This is a genomic window from Burkholderia sp. ZZQ-2 (assembly GCF_050768715.1).
Lineage (GTDB): Bacteria > Pseudomonadota > Gammaproteobacteria > Burkholderiales > Burkholderiaceae > Burkholderia > Burkholderia cepacia.
The window spans coordinates 39,495-59,950 of the sequence record NZ_LDVA01000324.1 but is presented as its reverse complement, the minus strand read 5'-3'; the positions used below and the strand labels follow the sequence as shown (position 1 = coordinate 59,950).

At 64.4% G+C, this 20,456-nt stretch carries 15 protein-coding genes; 7 read left to right on the top strand and 8 right to left on the bottom strand.

Features of this window, described 5'->3' with window-relative positions:
* The first annotated feature begins 19 nt into the window (after positions 1-19).
* The 3 genes from ABY44_RS29995 to ABY44_RS29985 all read left to right on the top strand — a co-directional run bounded on the left by ABY44_RS29995 (position 20) and on the right by ABY44_RS29985 (position 3,902).
* Complete coding sequence (locus tag ABY44_RS29995) at positions 20-1,441, top strand: collagen-like triple helix repeat-containing protein (RefSeq protein WP_060172065.1); 1,422 nt, start codon at positions 20-22, stop codon at positions 1,439-1,441.
* Between the two features lie 144 nt (positions 1,442-1,585).
* On the top strand, positions 1,586-3,274 hold the full coding sequence (locus tag ABY44_RS29990; RefSeq protein WP_060172063.1) for a ShlB/FhaC/HecB family hemolysin secretion/activation protein: 1,689 nt from the start codon (positions 1,586-1,588) through the stop codon (positions 3,272-3,274).
* A 166-nt stretch (positions 3,275-3,440) separates the two neighbouring features.
* Positions 3,441-3,902: a DUF2147 domain-containing protein gene (locus ABY44_RS29985; RefSeq protein ID WP_027787677.1), complete on the top strand. Its 462-nt coding sequence runs from the start codon at positions 3,441-3,443 to the stop codon at positions 3,900-3,902.
* Positions 3,903-4,018: 116 nt separating this feature from the next.
* On the opposite strand, the gene ABY44_RS29980 is transcribed toward ABY44_RS29985, so the two are convergent.
* The 6 genes from ABY44_RS29980 to typA form a co-directional block, all read right to left on the bottom strand.
* On the bottom strand, positions 4,019-4,429 hold the full coding sequence (locus ABY44_RS29980) for a transposase (RefSeq protein ID WP_060172061.1): 411 nt from the start codon (positions 4,427-4,429) through the stop codon (positions 4,019-4,021).
* Positions 4,430-4,573: 144 nt separating this feature from the next.
* On the bottom strand, positions 4,574-5,671 hold the full coding sequence (gene zapE, locus ABY44_RS29975; protein WP_431642972.1) for a cell division protein ZapE: 1,098 nt from the start codon (positions 5,669-5,671) through the stop codon (positions 4,574-4,576).
* A gap of 98 nt (positions 5,672-5,769) precedes the next feature.
* Positions 5,770-7,200 (bottom strand): dihydrolipoyl dehydrogenase, encoded by a 1,431-nt coding sequence (lpdA, locus tag ABY44_RS29970; protein WP_060172058.1) that lies wholly within the window; start codon positions 7,198-7,200, stop codon positions 5,770-5,772.
* Between the two features lie 81 nt (positions 7,201-7,281).
* On the bottom strand, positions 7,282-8,556 hold the full coding sequence (odhB, locus tag ABY44_RS29965; protein ID WP_042977010.1) for a 2-oxoglutarate dehydrogenase complex dihydrolipoyllysine-residue succinyltransferase: 1,275 nt from the start codon (positions 8,554-8,556) through the stop codon (positions 7,282-7,284).
* A 135-nt stretch (positions 8,557-8,691) separates the two neighbouring features.
* A complete protein-coding gene (locus ABY44_RS29960) occupies positions 8,692-11,556 on the bottom strand; it encodes a 2-oxoglutarate dehydrogenase E1 component (RefSeq protein WP_027787682.1) in 2,865 nt (954 codons plus the stop codon).
* Between the two features lie 317 nt (positions 11,557-11,873).
* Positions 11,874-13,700 carry a translational GTPase TypA gene (gene typA / locus ABY44_RS29955; RefSeq protein ID WP_027787683.1) on the bottom strand — a complete coding sequence of 609 codons (1,827 nt, stop codon included), beginning with the start codon at positions 13,698-13,700 and terminating at the stop codon, positions 11,874-11,876.
* 326 nt (positions 13,701-14,026) lie between these two features.
* Between typA and ABY44_RS29950 the strand changes: the two genes are divergently transcribed.
* The 4 genes from ABY44_RS29950 to ABY44_RS29935 all read left to right on the top strand — a co-directional run bounded on the left by ABY44_RS29950 (position 14,027) and on the right by ABY44_RS29935 (position 18,957).
* A complete protein-coding gene (locus ABY44_RS29950) occupies positions 14,027-14,518 on the top strand; it encodes a MarR family winged helix-turn-helix transcriptional regulator (RefSeq protein WP_027787684.1) in 492 nt (163 codons plus the stop codon).
* Positions 14,519-14,605: 87 nt separating this feature from the next.
* Complete coding sequence (locus ABY44_RS29945; RefSeq protein WP_060172055.1) at positions 14,606-16,102, top strand: efflux transporter outer membrane subunit; 1,497 nt, start codon at positions 14,606-14,608, stop codon at positions 16,100-16,102.
* A 52-nt stretch (positions 16,103-16,154) separates the two neighbouring features.
* The gene (locus ABY44_RS29940) at positions 16,155-17,369 is read left to right on the top strand and encodes an efflux RND transporter periplasmic adaptor subunit (protein WP_027787686.1); all 1,215 of its coding nucleotides are present in this window, start codon (positions 16,155-16,157) and stop codon (positions 17,367-17,369) included.
* A gap of 28 nt (positions 17,370-17,397) precedes the next feature.
* Positions 17,398-18,957 carry a DHA2 family efflux MFS transporter permease subunit gene (locus ABY44_RS29935; RefSeq protein WP_021162400.1) on the top strand — a complete coding sequence of 520 codons (1,560 nt, stop codon included), beginning with the start codon at positions 17,398-17,400 and terminating at the stop codon, positions 18,955-18,957.
* Between the two features lie 85 nt (positions 18,958-19,042).
* On the opposite strand, the gene truB is transcribed toward ABY44_RS29935, so the two are convergent.
* The gene (gene truB, locus ABY44_RS29930) at positions 19,043-19,975 is read right to left on the bottom strand and encodes a tRNA pseudouridine(55) synthase TruB (protein WP_060172053.1); all 933 of its coding nucleotides are present in this window, start codon (positions 19,973-19,975) and stop codon (positions 19,043-19,045) included.
* 13 nt (positions 19,976-19,988) lie between these two features.
* Positions 19,989-20,387: a 30S ribosome-binding factor RbfA gene (gene rbfA / locus ABY44_RS29925; RefSeq protein ID WP_021162402.1), complete on the bottom strand. Its 399-nt coding sequence runs from the start codon at positions 20,385-20,387 to the stop codon at positions 19,989-19,991.
* Positions 20,388-20,456: the final 69 nt, after the last annotated feature.

Below are 20,456 nucleotides of genomic sequence, written 5' to 3'. Positions count from 1 at the left end.
AGACAGCGAGGAGTCAATCATGTCCCAGCAACGTTCTCTCACGACAGCCGCCCTGCACCAGTGGCGCGTGCCCCTCACGGCCTTCGCCGCAGCCTGCCTGCTGGCCGCCTGCGGCGGCGGCGGCGTGAGTTCGCCGCCGACCAGCAGCAACAACAACCCCAGCAGCACGAGCGGTACACCGAGCACGAGCGGCACCAGCGGCACGTCCACCGGCACCAAGGGCGTCGTCAGCACGGTTGGCCAGACGGCCACCGACCTCGGCAGCACGGTCGGCAACATCACCGTGCCCGGCCTCGGCGACGGTGTGACGAAGGGCGTCGGCAGCACGCTCTCCAGCACGGGCACGATCGTCGGCGCAGCTGCCGATGCCGTGAGCAACGGGCTGGGACAGATCGGTACGACTAAGGATCCGGTCGGCACGACCGTCGCTGGCCTCGGCAACGTGGTCGGCGCGACGAGCAACACGGTGTCCGGCCTGAGCTCGACGGTCAAGGCGCTCGGCACGGGGCAACTCGCGCCGCTCGCGCCCGTCACGACCCCGGTCGGCACCGTGCTCGACACGGTGGCCAATGGCCTGACGGCTGCCGGCACGACGATCGGCTCGACGCTGTCGTCGGGCGCCGTGCAGCAAGTGACGCAGCCGCTCAGCTCGGCGATCACGCCGCTCGTGATCACCGCGGGCCAGGTCACGCAACAGGTCGGCACGACGACCGGCCTCGGCCAACCCGTCTCGGGTCTGCTCGGCCAGGTCGGCGGCGCGATCAGTTCGGCCGGCAAGCAGGTTGGCGGCACATCGAGCCAGCCGCTCGTCGGCGACGTCGGTCAGCTCGTGACGGCGGTCGGCAACACCGTGACCAACGCGGGCGGCCTCGTCAACCCGAACGGCCCGAACGGCGCGGCGCCGATCCCCGGCCTGATCACGAGCCTCGTCGGCGGCTCGACGGCGACCGTGCAGAACGGCACGTCGTCGGGTTCCGGCTCGACGAATCCGCTCGGCGGCCTGCTGTCGGGTCTCGGCTCGACGCCGCTCGGCTCGCTCACGGGTGCACTCGGCGGCGCGACCGGCGGTTCGGGCAGCAGCCCGCTCGCGCCCGTCACGGGCCTCGTCTCCACCGTTACCGGCGCACTGAGCGGTGCGGCGGGCGGTAGCGGCGGCCCGCTCGCCCCCGTCACGAATCTCGTGTCGACGGTGACGGGCACGCTCGGCGGCGCAGCGGGTGGCGCAGGCAGTGCAAACCCTCTCGCGCCTGTCACCGGTTTGCTGAATACTGTCACCGGAGCAGTTGGCGGCGCAGCGGGATCCGGGGGAGCGAGCCCGCTCGCGCCGGTCACGTCGCTGGTCGGCAGCGTCACGGGAACGACAACGTCGGGCGGCGGCTCGACGGGCCAGCTGGCACCGGTAACGGGGTTGCTGGGTACGCTGGGTAGCGTTGGCAAGTAAGGAGGACGGTCGCACCTTCGCAGCCGGAGCGGATGGTACGACCGTACAAACACAACCGGCATTGCGGCACGCGGCGCGCGGCACCCTGGTGTCGCGCGCCGGCATTACAAAGAAGACGAAAAGCAAGGCCTACGAGGAAGAACAATGAAATCCAGACTCGACAGATGGATGATGCTGCTCGCCGCCATCGCGGCAGCCAGCACGGCACAGGCACAAACGCGCGTCGGCGGTAACCCGCTCGACTCCCTGCCCCAGATCAACGCGCCGAAAACCGGCCCGAACGTAACCGTGCAGGTCGCGCCCCAGGCGCCGCAACTGCAGGAGTTGCTGTCGCGCCACCTGACACCGACGACATTCCAGGTCGAAGGCGTAAAGTCGGTACCGTTCGAGGAAATCTCGCGTCGCTTCACCCCCCTCGTCGGCAAGGACATCACGATCGGCGATCTGATCGAAACCGCCAACGGCGTGACGAAGCTTTACCAGGAACGCGGTTACGCGCTGTCGTTCGCGTTTGTTCCCGCGCAGACGTTCGAGAACGGTGTCGTGCGCATCACGGTTGTTGAAGGCTATGTGTCGGACGTCAAGGTCACCGGCAAGCCCGGGGCAATGGAATCGAAGATTCGCGCGATCGCAGCGCATATCACCGACGATCGCCCGCTGCGCCGCGCAACGTTCGAGCGCTACGTGAACACGTTCGGCCTCTTGCCCGGCCTCACGGTGAAGGCGAACGTACCACCGCCGCAAACCACCGACGGCGCCACGACGCTCGAACTTGCCGTCGACCGCAAGGCATTCAACGTCAGCACCGGTATCGATTTCAACCACCCGGGCGTACAGGGCCTCATCACCGCGACCGAAAACGGCCTCACGAAGTTCGGCGAGCAGCTGAGCATCTCCGCACTGGCGCCGCCGGGGCGTGACAAGCAGACCTACTTCGCGTTCAGCGGCGCGGTACCCGTCGGCAGCAGCGGCCTGATCACGCGCCTCGATGCAAGCACCTATCGCGGCAAGCCTACTGACAATCCGGGCCTGCCGTCGTCCGTCGAACGCACCGTCAAGAACGAGAAGCTTGGTCTTTCGGCATCCTATCCGATACTGCTGAACAACCAGCGCAGCCTGCTCGGCACTGTATCGGGTTATGCAGCACACAACGAAGACCGCTACCAAAGCCAGACCAACGGCAATACCCTCGAAAACCGGTCACAGGTCCGCGTGATGCAATTGCAGCTCGACTACACGAGCGTCGAACCGAAGCAGGTGCGAAAACTGAGCGTCAACGTCGCCAAGGCATTCGACATCCTCGGTGCATCGAAATCGCAGACTGGCGTGGTTAACGGTGTGGGGATTACATACGCCGACCCGACGTCGCTGACCTTCGTCCGTACCGGCGCGACCTTCACGCAAACCAACGAATTGCCGTTCCGGATCGGCACGTCAGTCTCGCTGACCGGGCAATACAGCCCTGACTCACTGCCGACGTCCGAGCAGATCTCGTTCGGCTCGACGCGCTACGCGCTCGGCTATCAGCCGGGCGAAGCGTCGGGCGACTCGGGATGGGGGATGTCGCTGGAGGTCAACCGCGGCTTCACGCCGGGCTGGACGTATATGAAGTCCGTGACGCCGTACATCGCCTACGACATGGCGCGTGTGTACCTGCATTCAGGCACGCCGTCGCCCAACCGCATGTCGTCGGTCGGCATCGGTGTGCGTTTCACGGACAGCCGCTTCTACAGCCTCGACCTGAACGTCGCGAAGCCGGTGGGTGACGCGCCCGTCGAAAGCGCATCACGCAGCCCGCGCATCAACGCCGCATTCTCGTATCAGCTCAACTGATCGGTCACCAAACAGCCCGCGCCATGCGGGCTGTTTCGATTAGAGCCCCCTCTATCAAACGTGGCGCGCGGTTTCACGTATTCTGGCGAAGCTCGCAACATGCCCGCCCCATGCAGACGGTCGTGCGGGCAAATCGAACACGACATGCAAAACAAGGAGGATGACAATGATTCAACTGACCCGCCCGTTGCGTGCAATCGCCATCACCGGCGCACTGCTGGCTTGCGCCGCCCCCACGTTCGCACAGGCAGACAGCCCCATCGGTATGTGGCAGACGATCGACGACAACACCCATCAGCCGAAGGCACTCGTGCAGATCGCCGAGGACGGCGACGGTGCGCTGACCGGCAAGGTCGTCAAGGGCCTCGGCGCGAACGATACGCCTGATCGCCGCTGTACCGCCTGCACGGACGAGCGCAAGGATCAGCTCATCAAGGGCATGACGATCATCAAGGCGATGAAGAAGGAAGGCGACCACTGGGACGGCGGCAACATTCTCGACCCGGAGAACGGCAAGGTCTACAAGTGCAAGATGACGCTTGAAGACGGCGGCCAGAAGCTCGTCGTGCGCGGCTATATCGGCGTATCGCTGCTCGGCCGGTCGCAGACCTGGGTTCGCCAACAATAACGCGGCGCGCGCTGAAACGCGCGGCTTTATGAAAAAACCGGCCTGACGATGAATTCGTCAGGCCGGTTTTCTTTTGGTGCGCGCGTCGGCACAAACAACGCAGTAAACAGCGGACATCAGGCTGCGTGCTTCATCGCATCCGGCGCATAACTGCCCGGTGTGCGACCCACGGGTACCACGCCGCTACGCGCTTCCGCCGCCTTCGATTGCGTATGCTTGCGCATCCGCACCGACAATTCGTTGCACAGGTTCACGCCCGAGTCGCCGTAGAGTTCACGCATCACGCTCATCAGCGTGCCCGTCTCATGCCAGACCTTGAAGCGCCGATGGCACGTCTGATACGAAGGGTAACGGCGCGGCATCGCCGACCACGTTGCGCCGCTGTAGATGACCCAGAGCACGCCGTTCATCACGGCACGGGTATTGGCCAGCGGCCGGCCGCGCAACTCGGTGCGCGGCTGCATTTCGGGCAGAAGCGGCGCGATGCAGCGCCACTCGTGGTCGGTCAGATCGCGATACGGTGTCATGGACATCTCCAGCCTTGGTAACCATGGCACAACGATATCGGCTCACCTCAACCGTGAATATAAGACAAGTCCGAAAATACCCCGAGATCGCCTGAATTTGACCGGAATTGACGTTTGAATACCGCCAATTGCCGGAAATCGCACTCAGGTCAGCGACGTATCGACGATGCGGCGCGGTGTTTCGAGATACTCCTTCGACTGCATCTCGACGATGCGCGAGACCGTACGCGCAAACTCGTTGGCCATCGGACCTTCGACGTACAACTGCTCCGCCGGCACCGCCGCGGACATCAGCAGCTTGACCTTGTGGTCGTACAGCACGTCGATCAGCCACGTGAAGCGGCGCGCTTCGGACGCCATCCGCGGCGACATCTGCGGCACCTCGGACAGCACGATCGCGTGGAACCGGCTCGCGAGTTCGAGATAGTCGTTCTGCGAGCGCGGGCCGCCGCACAGCGTCGCAAAATCGAACCACACGACGCCGTCCGCCTTGCGCAGCGCCTTCAACTCGCGCTTCTCGATATGCAGGAGCGGGCTTTCATCGGGTACCGCCGCGAGCTTGCCGAATGCATGGCGCAGTTCGCGATCGGCGTCCGCGCCGAGCGGCGTGTGATACATCTTCACCTGCGCGAGCGTGCGTTGGCGATAATCGACGCCCGCGTCGACGTTCAGTACGTCGAGCTTGTCCTTGATCAGCGCAATCGCCGGCAGCATGCGGTCGCGATGCAGACCGTCCGGATACAGGTCGTCAGGATCGTAGTTGGACGTCATCACGAACTGCACGCCGTTGTTGAACAGGCGGTCGAGCAGACGGTACAGGATCATCGCATCGGCAATGTCCGACACGTGGAACTCGTCGAAGCAGATCAGACGGTAGCGCTTCGCGATACGCCGCGCGAGTTCGTCGAGCGGATCGGCCTGCCCTTTCAGTTCCTCGAGCTCGCGGTGTACCTCGCGCATGAATTCGTGGAAATGCAGGCGCGTCTTGCGCTGCACAGGCACGACCGCGTAGAAGCTGTCCATCAGGAAGCTCTTGCCGCGACCGACGCCGCCCCACATGTAGACGCCGTGCGGGAGGTCGGGATGATTGATGAGCTTCTTGAATGCGTTCGAGCGGCGCGCCTTGTACTCGACCCACTCGTCGAAACATTGCTGCAGGCGATCGACGGCCGCGCGCTGCGCGGGATCGGACTGATAGCCGCGCGTGGTCAGCTCGCGCGTGTAGTATTCGGTGACGTTCATCGGGCAAACCGGAAAAAACGAAGGCGGACGGGAAACCCCGCCCGCCCTCGTCATGAGACGGCTGCGCCGGCCGATGGCCGGCCGGCGCTATACCGCGCTCAGCTGTTCAGCGAGCGCTTGTCGACGGCGAGCGCCGCTTCGCGCATCACTTCCGACATCGACGGGTGCGGATGGCAGATACGGGCGATGTCTTCCGACGCCGCCTTGAATTCCATCGCCACCACGGCTTCCGCGATCAGGTCCGACGCGTTCGCGCCGATCACGTGCACGCCGAGCAGTTCGTCGGTCTTCGCATCCGCGATCATCTTCACGAAACCGTCCGGCGCGTTCATGCCGAGCGCGCGGCCGTTGATCGAGAACGGGAACTTGCCCGACTTGATCTCGCGGCCTTCCGCCTTCAGCTGCTGCTCCGTCTTGCCGACCCATGCGATTTCCGGGTACGTGTAGATCACCCACGGAATGCAGTTGTAGTCGATGTGCGGCTTCTGGCCGTCGATCACTTCCGCGACCAGCACGCCTTCGTCTTCCGCCTTGTGCGCGAGCATCGGGCCGCGCACCACGTCGCCGATCGCGTAGACGTTCGGCACCGCCGTGCGGCAGTGGTCGTCCACGTCGATGAAGCCGCGCTCGTTCGCCTTCAGGCCGATTGCCTCGAGGCCGAGGTTATCGGTGTTCGGCACGCGGCCGACCGACACGATCAGGCGGTCGGCGTCGAGCGTCTGCGCGTTGCCGTCCTTGTCCGTGTAAGCGATCGACACGCCGTCGTCGGTCGTCTTCACTTCGCCGATCTTCACGCCGAGATGGATGTCGAGACCCTGCTTCTTGAACAGCTTGGCCGCTTCCTTCGCGAGCGCTTCGTCGGCTGCGCCGAGGAATGCCGGCAGCGCTTCGAGCACCGTCACTTCGGCACCCAGGCGACGCCACACCGAGCCGAGCTCGAGGCCGATCACGCCTGCGCCGATCACGGCGAGCTTCTTCGGCACCGAGTCGAACGTCAGCGCACCTTCGTTGTCCGACACGATCTTGTTGTCGACCGGGATGCCCGGCAGGTGACGCGCCTTCGAGCCCGTCGCGATGATCACGTTCTTCGCGGTGACGACTTCGGTTTCACCCTCGCCGCTCACTTCGATCTGCACGCCGGCGTCGGTCTTGCCGGTGAACTTGCCATGGCCCTTCAGCCAGGTGATCTTGTTCTTCTTGAACAGGAACTCGATCCCGCTCGTCATCTTCTCGACGATCGCGTCCTTGCGGCCGAGCATCTTCGCGACGTCGATCTTCACGCCGTCGACCGTGATGCCGTGGTCGGTCAGGTGATGCGACGCGTTCTCGAACTCTTCCGACGACGCGAGCAGCGCCTTCGACGGGATGCAGCCGACGTTCAGGCAGGTGCCGCCGAGCTTCAGCGCGCCGGCCGGGTTCTTCCACTTCTCGATACAGGCAACGGTCTTGCCGAGCTGCGCGGCGCGAATCGCGGCGATGTAGCCGCCGGGGCCGGCGCCGATCACGACGACGTCAAATTCCTTGGACATGACAATCCTTTCTACTTGTACGCCTGCACGTTCGCGCGCGAGCGCGAACGTGCAGAACGGGTCGATGCAGTGAGACTCGGCTTACAGGTCGAGCAGCAGGCGTGCCGGATCTTCCAGCGCATCCTTCATCGCGACGAGCGACAGCACGGCTTCGCGGCCGTCGATGATGCGGTGGTCGTACGACAGCGCGAGGTAGTTGATCGGGCGGATCACGATCTGGCCGTTTTCAACGACCGGACGCTCCTTCGTCGCGTGCACGCCGAGGATTGCCGATTGCGGCGGGTTGATGATCGGGGTCGACAGCATCGAGCCGAACACGCCGCCGTTCGAGATCGAGAACGTACCGCCCGTCATTTCCTCGATCGACAGCTTGCCGTCCTTGGCCTTCTGGCCGAATTCGGCAATCTTCTTCTCGATCTCGGCGAGGCTCAGCTGATCCGCGTTGCGCAGGATCGGCACGACCAGGCCACGCGGCGAGCCGACAGCGATACCGATGTCGAAGTAGCCGTGGTAGACGATATCGTTACCGTCGATCGACGCGTTCACGAGCGGGAACTTCTTCAGTGCGTGGACAGCGGCCTTCACGAAGAACGACATGAAGCCGAGCTTCACGCCGTGTTCCTTCTCGAACTTGTCCTTGTACTTGTTGCGCAGCTCCATGACCGGAGCCATGTTGACTTCGTTGAACGTCGTCAGGATCGCGTTGGTCTGCTGCGATTCGAGCAGACGCTCGGCGATACGCGCACGCAGACGCGACATCGGCACGCGCTGTTCCGGACGGTCGTTGAGCCACGTCGTCGCCGACGCCGGCACCTTCACTTCCGGCAGCGACGGCTTCGCCGCGGCCTTTGCCGGTGCGGCAGCCGGAGCGGCCTTCGGTGCGCTGCCTGCTGCCAGCGCGTCGCCCTTCGTGACGCGGCCGTCGCGGCCCGAACCTGCGACGTCGCCTGCCGACAGGCCCTTCTCGGCCAGCAGCTTCGATGCGGCCGGCGATGCCGTAGCCGAGCTCGATGCCGTTGCGGTGGCCGGCTGTGCTGCCGGTGCGGCTGCAGCAGGCGCTGCGGCCGGCTTGACTTCGGCCGCGCCCGCCGCGGCTTCGGCTGCACCTGCCTTCGCTTCCGTATCGATCGTAGCGATCAGTTGATCGGCAACGACGGTGTCACCGTCGTTCTGCAGCACTTGCGCGAGCACGCCCGCGGCCGGTGCCGGCACTTCGAGCACGACCTTGTCGGTCTCGAGTTCGATCAGGATTTCGTCCTGCGCGACTGCTTCGCCCGGCTTCTTCTTCCACTGCAGCATGGTGGCTTCCGAAACCGACTCCGAAAGCTGGGGGACTTTGACTTCTACGATAGCCATGTGATTTTCCTGGATGCTTAATCTGGGTAATGACGAGGTTCGTGCGATTCCTTCGGCCGGTGCGGCGCGCAGCGCGCCCGGCGGGCCAAAGGAGACGGGAAAGCGCGCTGCACCTTCCCGTTTCGCTTCCGTCGGTTATTTCGCGATCGATGCGCTCTTCAGGCGGCCGAAAGCACCTTCGATGAGGGCCTTCTGCTGCTCGTAGTGCTTCGCGTAGTAGCCAACCGCCGGCGAGGCCGAAGCCGGACGGCCGCTGTATGCCAGCTTCTGCCCTTCCTTCATGCCTTCCTTCAGGTGGTGCTCGACGTAGAACCAGGGGCCCTGGTTCTGCGGCTCGTCCTGCACCCAGACCACTTCAGTCGCGTTCTCGTACTTCTTCATTTCGGCTTCGAACTGCTTGTGCGCGAACGGATACAGCTGCTCGATACGGATGATCGCGACGTCGTTCGCCTTCGCTTCGCGGCGATGTGCGACGAGGTCGTAATACACGCGGCCCGAGCATGCCAGCACGCGCTTGACCTTCTTCGCGTCGATGCCGCCGTCGGTTTCGCCCAGCACCGGCTGGAACGAACCCTTTGCGAGCTCCGACAGGTCCGACACGGCTTCCTTGTGGCGCAGCAGCGACTTCGGCGTTGCGACGATCAGCGGCTTGCGGAACAGGCGGATCATCTGGCGACGCAGCAGGTGGAAAATCTGCGCCGGCGTCGTCGGTTGAACGACCTGCATGTTGTGATCGGCACACAGCTGCAGGAAACGCTCGATACGCGTCGACGAGTGTTCCGGACCCTGGCCTTCGTAGCCGTGCGGCAGCAGCATCGTCAGACCCGACACGCGACCCCACTTCACTTCGCCCGACGAGATGAACTGGTCGATCACGACCTGCGCACCGTTGACGAAGTCGCCGAACTGCGCTTCCCACAGCACGAGCGTGTTCGGCTCGGCGGTCGAGTAACCGTATTCGAAGCCCAGCACCGCTTCTTCCGACAGCACCGAGTCGATCACCGTGAACTTCGCCTGACCGTCGGCGATGTTCTGCAGCGGCACGTACGTGCCGTCGTTCCAGCGCTCGCGGTTCTGGTCGTGCAGCACCGCGTGACGGTGCGTGAACGTGCCGCGGCCCGAGTCCTGGCCCGTCAGGCGCACCGAGTAGCCCGATGCGACGAGCGACGCGAACGCGAGGTGTTCACCCATGCCCCAGTCGAGCGGCTGGTCGCCACGCGCCATGTTGCGGCGGTCGTTGATCACGCGCTCGACGAGCGGGTGAACCTTGAAGTTTTCCGGGACCGTCGTGATGCGTTCGCCCAGGCGCTTCAGTTCGGCGAGCGGCACGGCCGTGTCGGCTGCATCCGTCCACTTGCGGTTCAGGAACGGAACCCAGTCGACCGCGTACTTGCTCTTGTAGTTCGACAGGACCGGATCGACCGTGTGGTGACCGTCGTCCATCGCCTTGCGGTACGCCTTCACGTAGTTGTCAGCGTCTTCCGCGGTGATCACGCCCTGCTGCACGAGCTTCTCGGCGTACAGCGCACGGGTGCCCGGGTGCTGTGCGATCTTCTTGTACATCAGCGGCTGCGTGACCGCCGGCGTGTCCTGCTCGTTGTGACCCAGCTTGCGGAAGCAGACGATGTCGATCACGACATCCTTGTGGAACTGCATCCGGTAGTCGATCGCGATCTGCGTCGCGAGGATCACGGCTTCCGGATCGTCGCCGTTCACGTGCAGCACCGGCGCCTCGATCATCTTGACGACGTCGGTACAGTACAGCGTCGAGCGCGCGTCGCGCGGGTCGGACGTCGTGAAGCCGATCTGGTTGTTGATGACGATGTGCAGCGTGCCGTGCGTGCCGTAACCGCGCGTCTGCGCGAGGTTCAGCGTTTCCATCACGACGCCCTGGCCAGCGAAGGCCGCGTCGCCGTGGATCTGCACCGGCAGCACTTGCAGGCCGTCTTCGTCGCCGCGACGGTCCATCCGCGCCTTCGCGGAACCTTCGACCACCGGGTTCACGATTTCGAGGTGCGACGGGTTGAACGCGAGCGACAGGTGGACCGGGCCGCCTTCCGTCGACACGTCCGACGAGAAGCCCTTGTGGTACTTCACGTCACCTGCCGGCAGGTCGTCGACGTGCTTGCCTTCGAATTCGGCGAACAGGTCGGCCGGCATCTTGCCCAGCGTGTTGACCAGCACGTTCAAACGGCCACGGTGCGCCATGCCGATGATGATTTCCTGCACGCCGCGCTTGCCCGCGTGCTGGACGACTTCATCCATCGCCGCGATGAAGCTTTCGCCGCCTTCGAGCGAGAAGCGCTTCTGGCCGACGTACTTGGTATGCAGGTAACGCTCGAGGCCTTCGGCGGCCGTCAGGCGATTCAGGATGTGCTTCTTCTCGTCTGCCGAGAAGTTCGGCGTCGCACGGGTCGATTCCAGACGCTCCTGCCACCAGCGCTTCTGTTCCGGGTCGCTGATGTACATGTACTCGGCGCCGATCGTGCCGCAGTACGTGTCACGCAGGCCCTTGACGATGTCGCGCAACGAAGCCTGGTCGAAACCGAAATACAGGTTGCTTGCGCTGTACGTCTGGTCGAGGTCGCCTTCGGAGAAGTCGTAGAACGCGGGTTCGAGTTCGGGAATGGCGGGACGTTCGCGACGCTTCAGGGGATCGAGATTGGCCCATTGCGAGCCAAGGAAGCGATAAGCGCTGATGAGGGACTGCACGTGCACTTGCTTGCGCGCTGCAGCAAGGTTGGTGCTGCTTTCGCGCGGGATGAAGGCATTGGCCTTCGCACGCTCGGCGAACGATTCGACGATCGGGAAATGAGCGACGTCATTGGCATTCGAGCCGTCCGTTGCAGGCACGTTCTGCAGCGCGTCGAAATACTCTCGCCAGTTCTCCGGCACCGATGCCGGATTGTTGAGGTATGCATCGTACAGTTCTTCAACGTACGAAGCATTGCCGCCGAACAGATAGGAGTTCAGCTGAAACTGCTTCATTACATCTGACATTTTACGCTCACCTTTCTTCGAGCTTCTCGAGAAATAGCGGGTTACTCAACCTTCCGCGACACGGCCTGACCGTTTAGCGGATTGCGAATCAAGTCTTGCTTGGAAGGACCTAAAACTTGCGTGCGCGCAGCATATCACAGAACCGATACCGGAGTTCACGGCGAAATGTGCCTGAAAGCACCGCGCGACGGGGTTTTGCCGGATTGCCACAACCCGCGGGAACAGTGTTTTGCAGCGCCCCCGATTGCACATCAGGCAGATGCAAAAAAGGCCACCCGAAGGCGGCCTTTCTCGTCCTGCACGGGAACGATCGATGCTTAGTCGACCGCGCCTTCGCGGCTCGCGCGGCGACGCTCGTGCTCCTTCAGGAAGCGCTTGCGCAGGCGGATCGACTGCGGCGTCACTTCGACGAGCTCGTCGTCGTCGATGAATTCGACCGCGTACTCGAGCGACATCTGGACCGGCGGCACCAGGCGCACGGCTTCGTCGGTGCCCGACGCGCGCACGTTGGTCAGCTGCTTGCCCTTGATCGGGTTCACGACGAGGTCGTTGTCACGGCTGTGGATGCCGATGATCATGCCCTCATAGAGCGCATCGCCCGGCTTAACGAACATGCGGCCGCGATCCTGCAGCTTCCACAGTGCGTAGGCCACGGCAGCACCGTCGTCCTGCGAGATCAACACGCCGTTGCGGCGCTCGAAGACCGAACCGTCCTTGACCGGTGCGTACGAGTCGAAGATGTGGCTCATCAGGCCCGTGCCGCGCGTGAGCGTCAGGAATTCGCTCTGGAAGCCGATCAGGCCACGCGCCGAGATCTTGTACTCCAGACGCGTGCGGCCACGGCCGTCCGACGCCATGTCGAGCATCTCGCCCTTGCGGCGGCCGAGCTCTTCCATCACGCCACCCTGGTGCTCGTCCTCGACGTCGACGGTCAGCAGTTCGTACGGCTCGTGACGCACGCCGTCGATTTCCTGCATCACGACGCGCGGACGCGACACGGCCAGCTCATAGCCTTCACGGCGCATGTTCTCGACGAGAATCGTCAGGTGCAGTTCGCCGCGGCCCGACACTTCGAACACCGTTTCGTCGCCGGTGTCCTTCACGCGCAGCGCGACGTTGTGGTTCAGCTCCTTCATCAGGCGGTCGCGGATCTGGCGGCTCGTGACGAACTTGCCTTCGCGGCCAGCGAGCGGCGACGAATTGACGAGGAAGTTCATCGTCAGCGTCGGCTCGTCGACGGTGATCATCGGCAGCGCTTCCGGCGTATCGACCGCACAGATCGTCGCGCCGATGCCGACGTCTTCAATACCGTTGATCAGCACGATGTCGCCCGCTTCGGCGGATTCGACCTGCACGCGCTCGAGGCCCGTGAACGACAGCACCTGGTTGATCTTGCGGTTCAGCACTTCGCCTTCCGGGCCGAAGCGCATCGCGACCGGCTGGCCCGGCTTGATGCGACCGCGCGTGATGCGGCCGACGCCGATCCGGCCGACGTACGTCGAATAGTCGAGCGACGTGATCTGCAGTTGCAGCGGCGCGTCCGGATCCGCCGGACGGACCGGCACGTGCTCGAGGACTGCCTCGAACAGCGGGCGCATGTCGCCTTCGCGCGCGGCCGGGTCGAGCGACGCATAGCCGTTCAGGCCCGATGCGTAGACGATCGGAAAATCGAGCTGCTCTTCGGTTGCGCCGAGCTTGTCGAACAGGTCGAAGGTCTGGTTGATGACCCAGTCGATCCGCGCACCCGGACGGTCGATCTTGTTGACGATGACGATCGGCTTCAGGCCGAGCGCCAGCGCCTTCTTCGTGACGAAGCGCGTCTGCGGCATCGGGCCCTCGACCGCGTCGACGAGCAGCAGCACCGAGTCGACCATCGACAGCACGCGCTCCACCTCGCCGCCGAAGTCCGCGTGCCCCGGCGTGTCGACGATGTTGATGTGCGTGCCTTCGTACTCGACCGCGCAGTTCTTCGCGAGAATCGTGATCCCGCGCTCTTTTTCGATGTCGTTCGAGTCCATCACCCGCTCCGCAACCTGCTGGTTCTCGCGGAAGGTGCCGGACTGGCGGAGCAGTTGGTCGACGAGCGTGGTCTTGCCGTGGTCGACGTGGGCGATGATGGCGATATTGCGAAGGGCGCGGGTCATAGAAACCTGGAAATCGTTTGAACGCGCAAAAGCGCCCGCTCGTTTTTCACGGGCGCGCGCATTGCAGCTTGGAAAGCCGCAAATTATAGCACGTGAGAATGTCGGTAACCGACGGGCACGTTGCAACGCAGCAGGCAGGCAAGCGCACCCTCCTCTCGAACGCGCCAATCCGTCGAAGCCCGTGTCGCCGTCGGGCACAAAAACCTTATTGATATGAGGGATTTTTGAGACGCAAAGCGCGCCCCTTGCCGTTCGATTAACATTTGCCGCGGCAAGCAACTGTGCCTATACTGCTGCCTAGTCAACTATTGCAGCTTCAGGGTTTTATGTCGGATTCTTCTACCCCATCCCCCGTTTCGCCGCTGTCCTCGTACCAGATGAACGACAGCGTCGGTTATCTGATGTCGCGCGTGAAGTCGGTGATGACCAACCTCGTCACGCAACGCACGCAGGAAGAGCTCGGCATCACGGGCACGCAGGCGAGCATGCTGTTCATGATCGCGGTCGGCAAGTGCTCGACGGCCGCCGAGCTTGCCCGCGAGTACGGGATCGACGCGAGCGCAGTCACGCGCCTGCTCGACCGGGTCGAGAAGCGCGGCCTGCTGTCCCGTGTCCGCAGCATCGAGGATCGACGTGTCGTGCGCCTCGAGCTGACCGACGAAGGCCGTGCGCTCGCCGAACGGCTGCCGCCGATTTTCCGCAGCGTGCTCGACCAGGTGCTGGACGGGTTTACGCCGGAAGAAGTCGGGTTCCTGAAGAGCATGCTGCGCCGCATTCTCAGCAACTATTGCGAGACCGCCGGCGGCAGCATCACGTAATAGTTGCCATAACAATTACTTTTGACAGATTAATGTAAGGAAATCCTTGCAGTGTCCATCATTCATTCCGAGTCAGGGATCAGCGCGATGAAATCCTCCCCGTTGTCCGTGCGCGCCGGGTCGTGCCGCACCACCGTCGCCGTCGCGGTCGCCGCACTGGCGCTGGCGGGCTGCGCGAACTACATCGGCATCAAGAGCGACAAGCAGATCGCCCCCGCGTCGCAATTCGAATCCGCCCAGAGCCTGCCGGCCCAGGGCGGCCAGTGGCCGGCGCTCGACTGGGCCAGCCAGTTCGGCGATCCGCAGTTGCCGAAGCTGATCGACGAAGCCCTGCAGGGCAATCCGTCGATCGCGCAGGCACAGGCGCGCATCGCAAAGGCGTCGTCGTACATCGAATCGTCGCGTTCGAACCTGATGCCCAAGGCGGAAGCCAGCTATTCGTGGACGCGTGAGCTGTATTCGTCGAACGCGCTGTTCCCGCCGCCGTACGGCGGCCAGTGGTACAGCGAGAACAACGCGCTCGCGAGCGCGTCGTGGGAACTCGACCTGTGGGGCAAGAACCGCGAGCGCCTGCACACCGCCGTGTCGCAGGAAAAGGCGGCCGAAGCCGACATGCAGCAGGCACGCATCACGCTCGCGTCGTCGGTCGCACGCACCTACAACTCGCTCGCGCAGCTCTATGCGCTGCGCGATATCGCCCAACGCGAGATCACCAACCGCGAGACGGTCGGCAAGATCACCGACGGTCGCGTGTCGGCCGGCCTCGACACCAACGTCGAACGCCAGACGGCCCGCGGCAATATCGCGACGACCCAGGCTTCGCTGTCCGATCTCGATGGGCAGATCACGACGGTGCGCTACCAGCTCGCGGCACTGCTCGGCAAGGGCCCGGATCGCGGGCTGCAGATCGCGGCGCCCGTGATGAACCCGAGCGGCGATGTCGCACTGCCCGGCAACCTGCCGGCCGATCTCGTCTCGCGCCGCCCCGACATCGTCGCCGCGCGCTGGCAGGTCGAAGCTGCGATGCACGACGTGAAGGAAGCGAAGGCCGAGTTCTACCCCGACGTGAACCTTGCGGCCGGTTTCGGCTTCGATGCGTTCGGCTGGGGCAAATTCCTGAACTTCGCGAGCCGCCAGGCGCAATTCGGCCCGGCGATCCATCTGCCGATTTTCGACGCCGGCGCGCTGCGCGCGCAGCTCAAGGGCCGCTACGCGGACTTCGACCTGTCGGTGGCGAACTACAACCAGACGCTGATCAGCGCGCTGAACGACGTCGCGACGCAGGTCGCGTCGATCCGCGCAGTCGATCGCCAGATGGGCGACGCGCAACGCGCCCTCGACGCATCGACGCGCGCATACGACCTCGCGGTCATCCGCTACAAGGCCGGCCTGTCGCCGCAGTTGCAGGTGCTGACCGCGGACAGCAACCGCCTCGCATCGGAGCAGACGGTGACCAACCTGAAGATGCGCCGGCGCGACATGCAGCTTGCACTGATCAAGGCGCTCGGCGGCGGGTTCGACGCGACCGGCACGCCGCTTGCGGCGCCCGATGCCGACAAGCCGACAAAACAGGCCGCCAACTGATCCGGCGCCACCACTACGCAGACACTCGAAATAACGGACGGAGAAAATCGCCATGAGCGACCAACAAAACGCCGCCAGCGCGCAGCCGCAGAACAACGGCAAGCGCAAACGGATGATGACGCTGCTCGTCGCGGTCATCGTGATCGCGGCCATCGCGTATGGCCTGTACTACTTCCTCGTCGCCCGCTTCCATGAAGGGACCGACGACGCGTACGTGAACGGCAACGTCGTGCAGATCACGCCGCAGGTCACCGGCACCGTGATCGCGGTGAAGGCCGACGACACGCAGACGGTGAAGGCCGGCGATCCGCTCGTCGTGCTCGACCCGGCCGACTCGCAGGTCGCGCTGCAGCAGGCCGAAGCCAATCTCGCGCAGACAGTGCGCCAGGTGCGCGGCCTGTTCGTCAACGACGACCAGTATCGCGCGCAAGTCGCACTGCGCCAGTCCGACCTGTCGAAGGCCGAGGACGACCTCCGTCGCCGCGTGGCCGTCGCGCAGACGGGCGCTGTGTCGCAGGAAGAAATCTCGCACGCACGCGACGCCGTGCGCGCCGCCCAGGCATCGCTCGACGCCTCGCAGCAACAACTCGCGTCGAACCGCGCGCTGACCGCAAACACGACGATCGCATCGCATCCGAACGTGATGGCCGCAGCCGCGAAGGTTCGCGACGCGTACCTGGCGAACGCGCGTAACGTGCTGCCCGCACCGGTCACCGGCTATGTCGCGAAGCGCTCGGTGCAGGTCGGCCAGCGCGTGTCGCCGGGCACGCCGCTGATGTCGGTGGTGCCGCTGAACGCAGTGTGGGTCGATGCGAACTTCAAGGAAGTCCAGCTCAAGCACATGCGCATCGGCCAGCCGGTCGAACTGACGGCCGACATCTACGGCTCGTCGGCGGTCTATCACGGCAAGGTGGTCGGCTTCTCGGCAGGTACGGGCTCGGCGTTCTCGCTGCTGCCGGCGCAGAACGCGACGGGTAACTGGATCAAGGTCGTGCAGCGCCTGCCGGTGCGGATCGAACTCGATCCGAAGGATCTCGCCAAGCACCCGCTGCGCATCGGCCTGTCGATGCAGGTCGACGTGGACATCAAAGACGAACGCGGCGACCAGCTCGTGAACGCACCGAACACCGTCTACGAGACCAATGTGTTCGCGAAGTACGGCGACGAAGCCGACGCCGAAATCGCCCGCATCATCGCCGAGAATGCCGGCGGCAACGCACCGGCGCCGGCTGCGGCGAAGTCGAGTGCCGTCGCGAAGATGATGTAACCGTTCCGACTCCGGAAAGACAACCGACATGGCACAGGCACCTGTCTCTCACCCGCCCTTGCAGGGCGGGCAGCTCGTGATCGGGACGATCGCGGTATCGCTCGCGGTGTTCATGAACGTGCTCGACACGTCCATCGCGAACGTCGCGATCCCGACCATCTCGGGCGACCTCGGCGTGTCGTCCGACCAGGGCACGTGGGTCATCACGTCGTTCGCAGTCGCGAACGCGATCTCCGTGCCGCTGACCGGCTGGCTGACCGACCGCTTCGGGCAGGTTCGCCTGTTCCTCGCGTCGATCATCCTGTTCGTGATTTCGTCGTGGATGTGCGGGCTCTCGCCCAACCTGCCGTTCCTGCTTGCGTCGCGCGTGCTGCAAGGCGCGGTGGCAGGCCCGATGATTCCGCTGTCGCAAGCGCTCCTGCTGTCGAGTTATCCGCGCGCCAAGGCGCCGATGGCGCTCGCGCTATGGGCGATGACGACGCTGATCGCGCCCGTTGCCGGCCCGATTCTCGGCGGCTGGATCTCGGACAACTACTCGTGGCCGTGGATCTTCTACGTCAACATCCCGGTCGGCATCGCCGCCGCCGCCGCGACGTGGGCGATCTACCGCAATCGGGAATCGGCCGTGCGCCGCGCCCCGATCGACGGCGTGGGCCTCGCGCTGCTGGTCGTCTGGGTCGGCTCGCTGCAGATCATGCTCGACAAGGGCAAGGATCTCGACTGGTTCGCGTCGACGACCATCATTGTGCTCGCGCTGACCGCGGTCATCGCGTTCGCGTTCTTCGTCATCTGGGAACTGACTGCCGAGCACCCGGTCGTCGACCTGTCGCTGTTCCGCATGCGGAACTTCACCGGCGGCACCGTCGCGCTGTCGATCGGGTACGGCCTGTACTTCGGCAACCTCGTGCTGTTGCCGCTGTGGCTGCAGACGCAGATCGGCTACACGGCGACCGACGCCGGTCTCGTGATGGCACCGGTCGGGCTGTTCGCGATCCTGCTGTCGCCACTCACCGGGAAGTACCTGCCGCGCACCGATCCGCGCTTTATCTCGACGGCGTCGTTCCTGACGTTTGCGCTGTGCTTCTGGATGCGGTCGCGCTACACGACGGGGGTCGACGAATGGTCGCTGACGCTGCCGACGCTCGTACAGGGCATCGCGATGGCCGGCTTCTTCATCCCGCTGGTATCGATCACGCTATCGGGCCTGCCCGGCCACCGCATTCCCGCGGCATCGGGCCTGTCGAACTTCGTGCGGATCATGTGCGGCGGCATCGGCACGTCGATCTTCCAGACGGCCTGGGACCATCGCAACAATTTCCATCACGCGCAACTGGTCGAGCAGGCGAACGTCTACAACCCGACGTTCAACCAGGCCGTCACGCAGATGGGCAACCTCGGGCTGACGCGGGACCAGGCACACGGGCTGATCAACAACCTGGCCACGCAGCAGGCCGCGCAGCTCGGCGTGAACGACCTGTTCTACATCTCGGCGGCGATCTTCGTGCTGCTGATCGGGCTGATCTGGATCACGAAACCCGAGCGCTCGGGCGGTGGCGATGCAGGTGCCGCGGCATCGGCTGCACACTGAACACGCTGCCTGGACGCAAACAAAAAGCCCCGCTTCGTGAAGCGGGGCTTTTTCATTCCGACGGGCGCGCGTTCGCGCGGCTGCGTCAGGCTGCCGTGACGACGAGCCGCTCCGGCGCCAGCACGCCGTTTGCCTTGCGGGCCACGCCGAGCAGGCGAGTCGCGTCGTAGACGCGCACACGCCCGCCTTCGGTCGCGTCGATCGGGTCGAGCGACGACAGCGGCAAACGCTGCCCGTGCAGGAACCGCTTCGCGCTGGGTTCATCGAGACGAACCAGCGGAAACGTCGACAGCAACGCATCGACCGGCTGGAGCCACGCATCACGTGCCGCTTCGTCGGCATCGGACAGCGCATCGAGCGTTACCGCATGCTCGAGCGTCAGCGCGCCGACGCCCGTGCGCCGCAGCATCGTCAGATGCGCACCGCAACCGAGCGCCTCGCCGATATCCTCTGCCAGCGTGCGCACATAAGTGCCCTTGCTGCAGGTCACGCGAAACGTCACGTCAGGCAGGTCGCACGCGAGCAGGTCGAGGGCGAGGATCGTCACGTTGCGGCCCTCGCGCTCGACGGTTTGCCCCGCGCGCGCATATTCATACAGCGGTTTGCCATCGCGCTTGAGCGCCGAATACATCGGCGGCACCTGCACGATCTCGCCGGTGAAGCGCACCAGCGCGGCTTCCACCGCCGCACGGTCGCATTCGACGGGGCGCGTGTCGATCACCTCGCCTTCCGCGTCACCGGTAGCCGTACGCTGGCCGAGACGCATCGTCGCTTCGTAGGTCTTGTCCGCTTCGAGCAGATCCTGCGAGAACTTCGTCGCCTCGCCGAAACACAGCGGCAGCAAACCCGAAGCCAGGGGATCGAGCGTACCGGTGTGACCGGCTTTCTTCGCGAGCAGCAGGCGCTTCGCGCGAATCAGTGCATCGTTGCTCGAAAGGCCGACCGGCTTGTCGAGCAGGAGGACGCCGTCCAGCACGCGCCGGGGCACGCGCGGACGTTGGGATGCTGCAGTCGTCATAGGCCGGTCGAGCTCAGTCGTCCTTGGTAGCCGCGTCGGCCTCGTCGTCGTCCTTCGCGCGCGTCGAGTTCGCTTCCTTGATCAGGCGCGACATTTCCACGGCCTTCTCGATCGTCTGGTCGTAGTGGAAATGCAGCGTCGGCACCGTATGGATGTGCAGGCGCTTGAACAACAGGTTGTGCAAGTGACCCGACGCGTGGTTCAGCGCTTCCTGCGTCTTGGCCGGATCGCCGGTCAACGCGGTGAAGTAGACCTTCGCGTGCGCATAATCCGGCGTGAGTTCGACGCTCTGGATGGTCACGATGCCGATGCGCGGGTCTTTGACCTCGCGCATGATGAGTTCGGACAGATCGCGCTGAATCTGGTCAGCGATCTGCACGTTGCGATTGGGGGAAGTACGTTTCCTGGACATGATCGATCCGTGATCCGTTTATCAGGATGAAGCGGCGGCCAGTGTTGGCGCGCCACCATGAAAATGGGC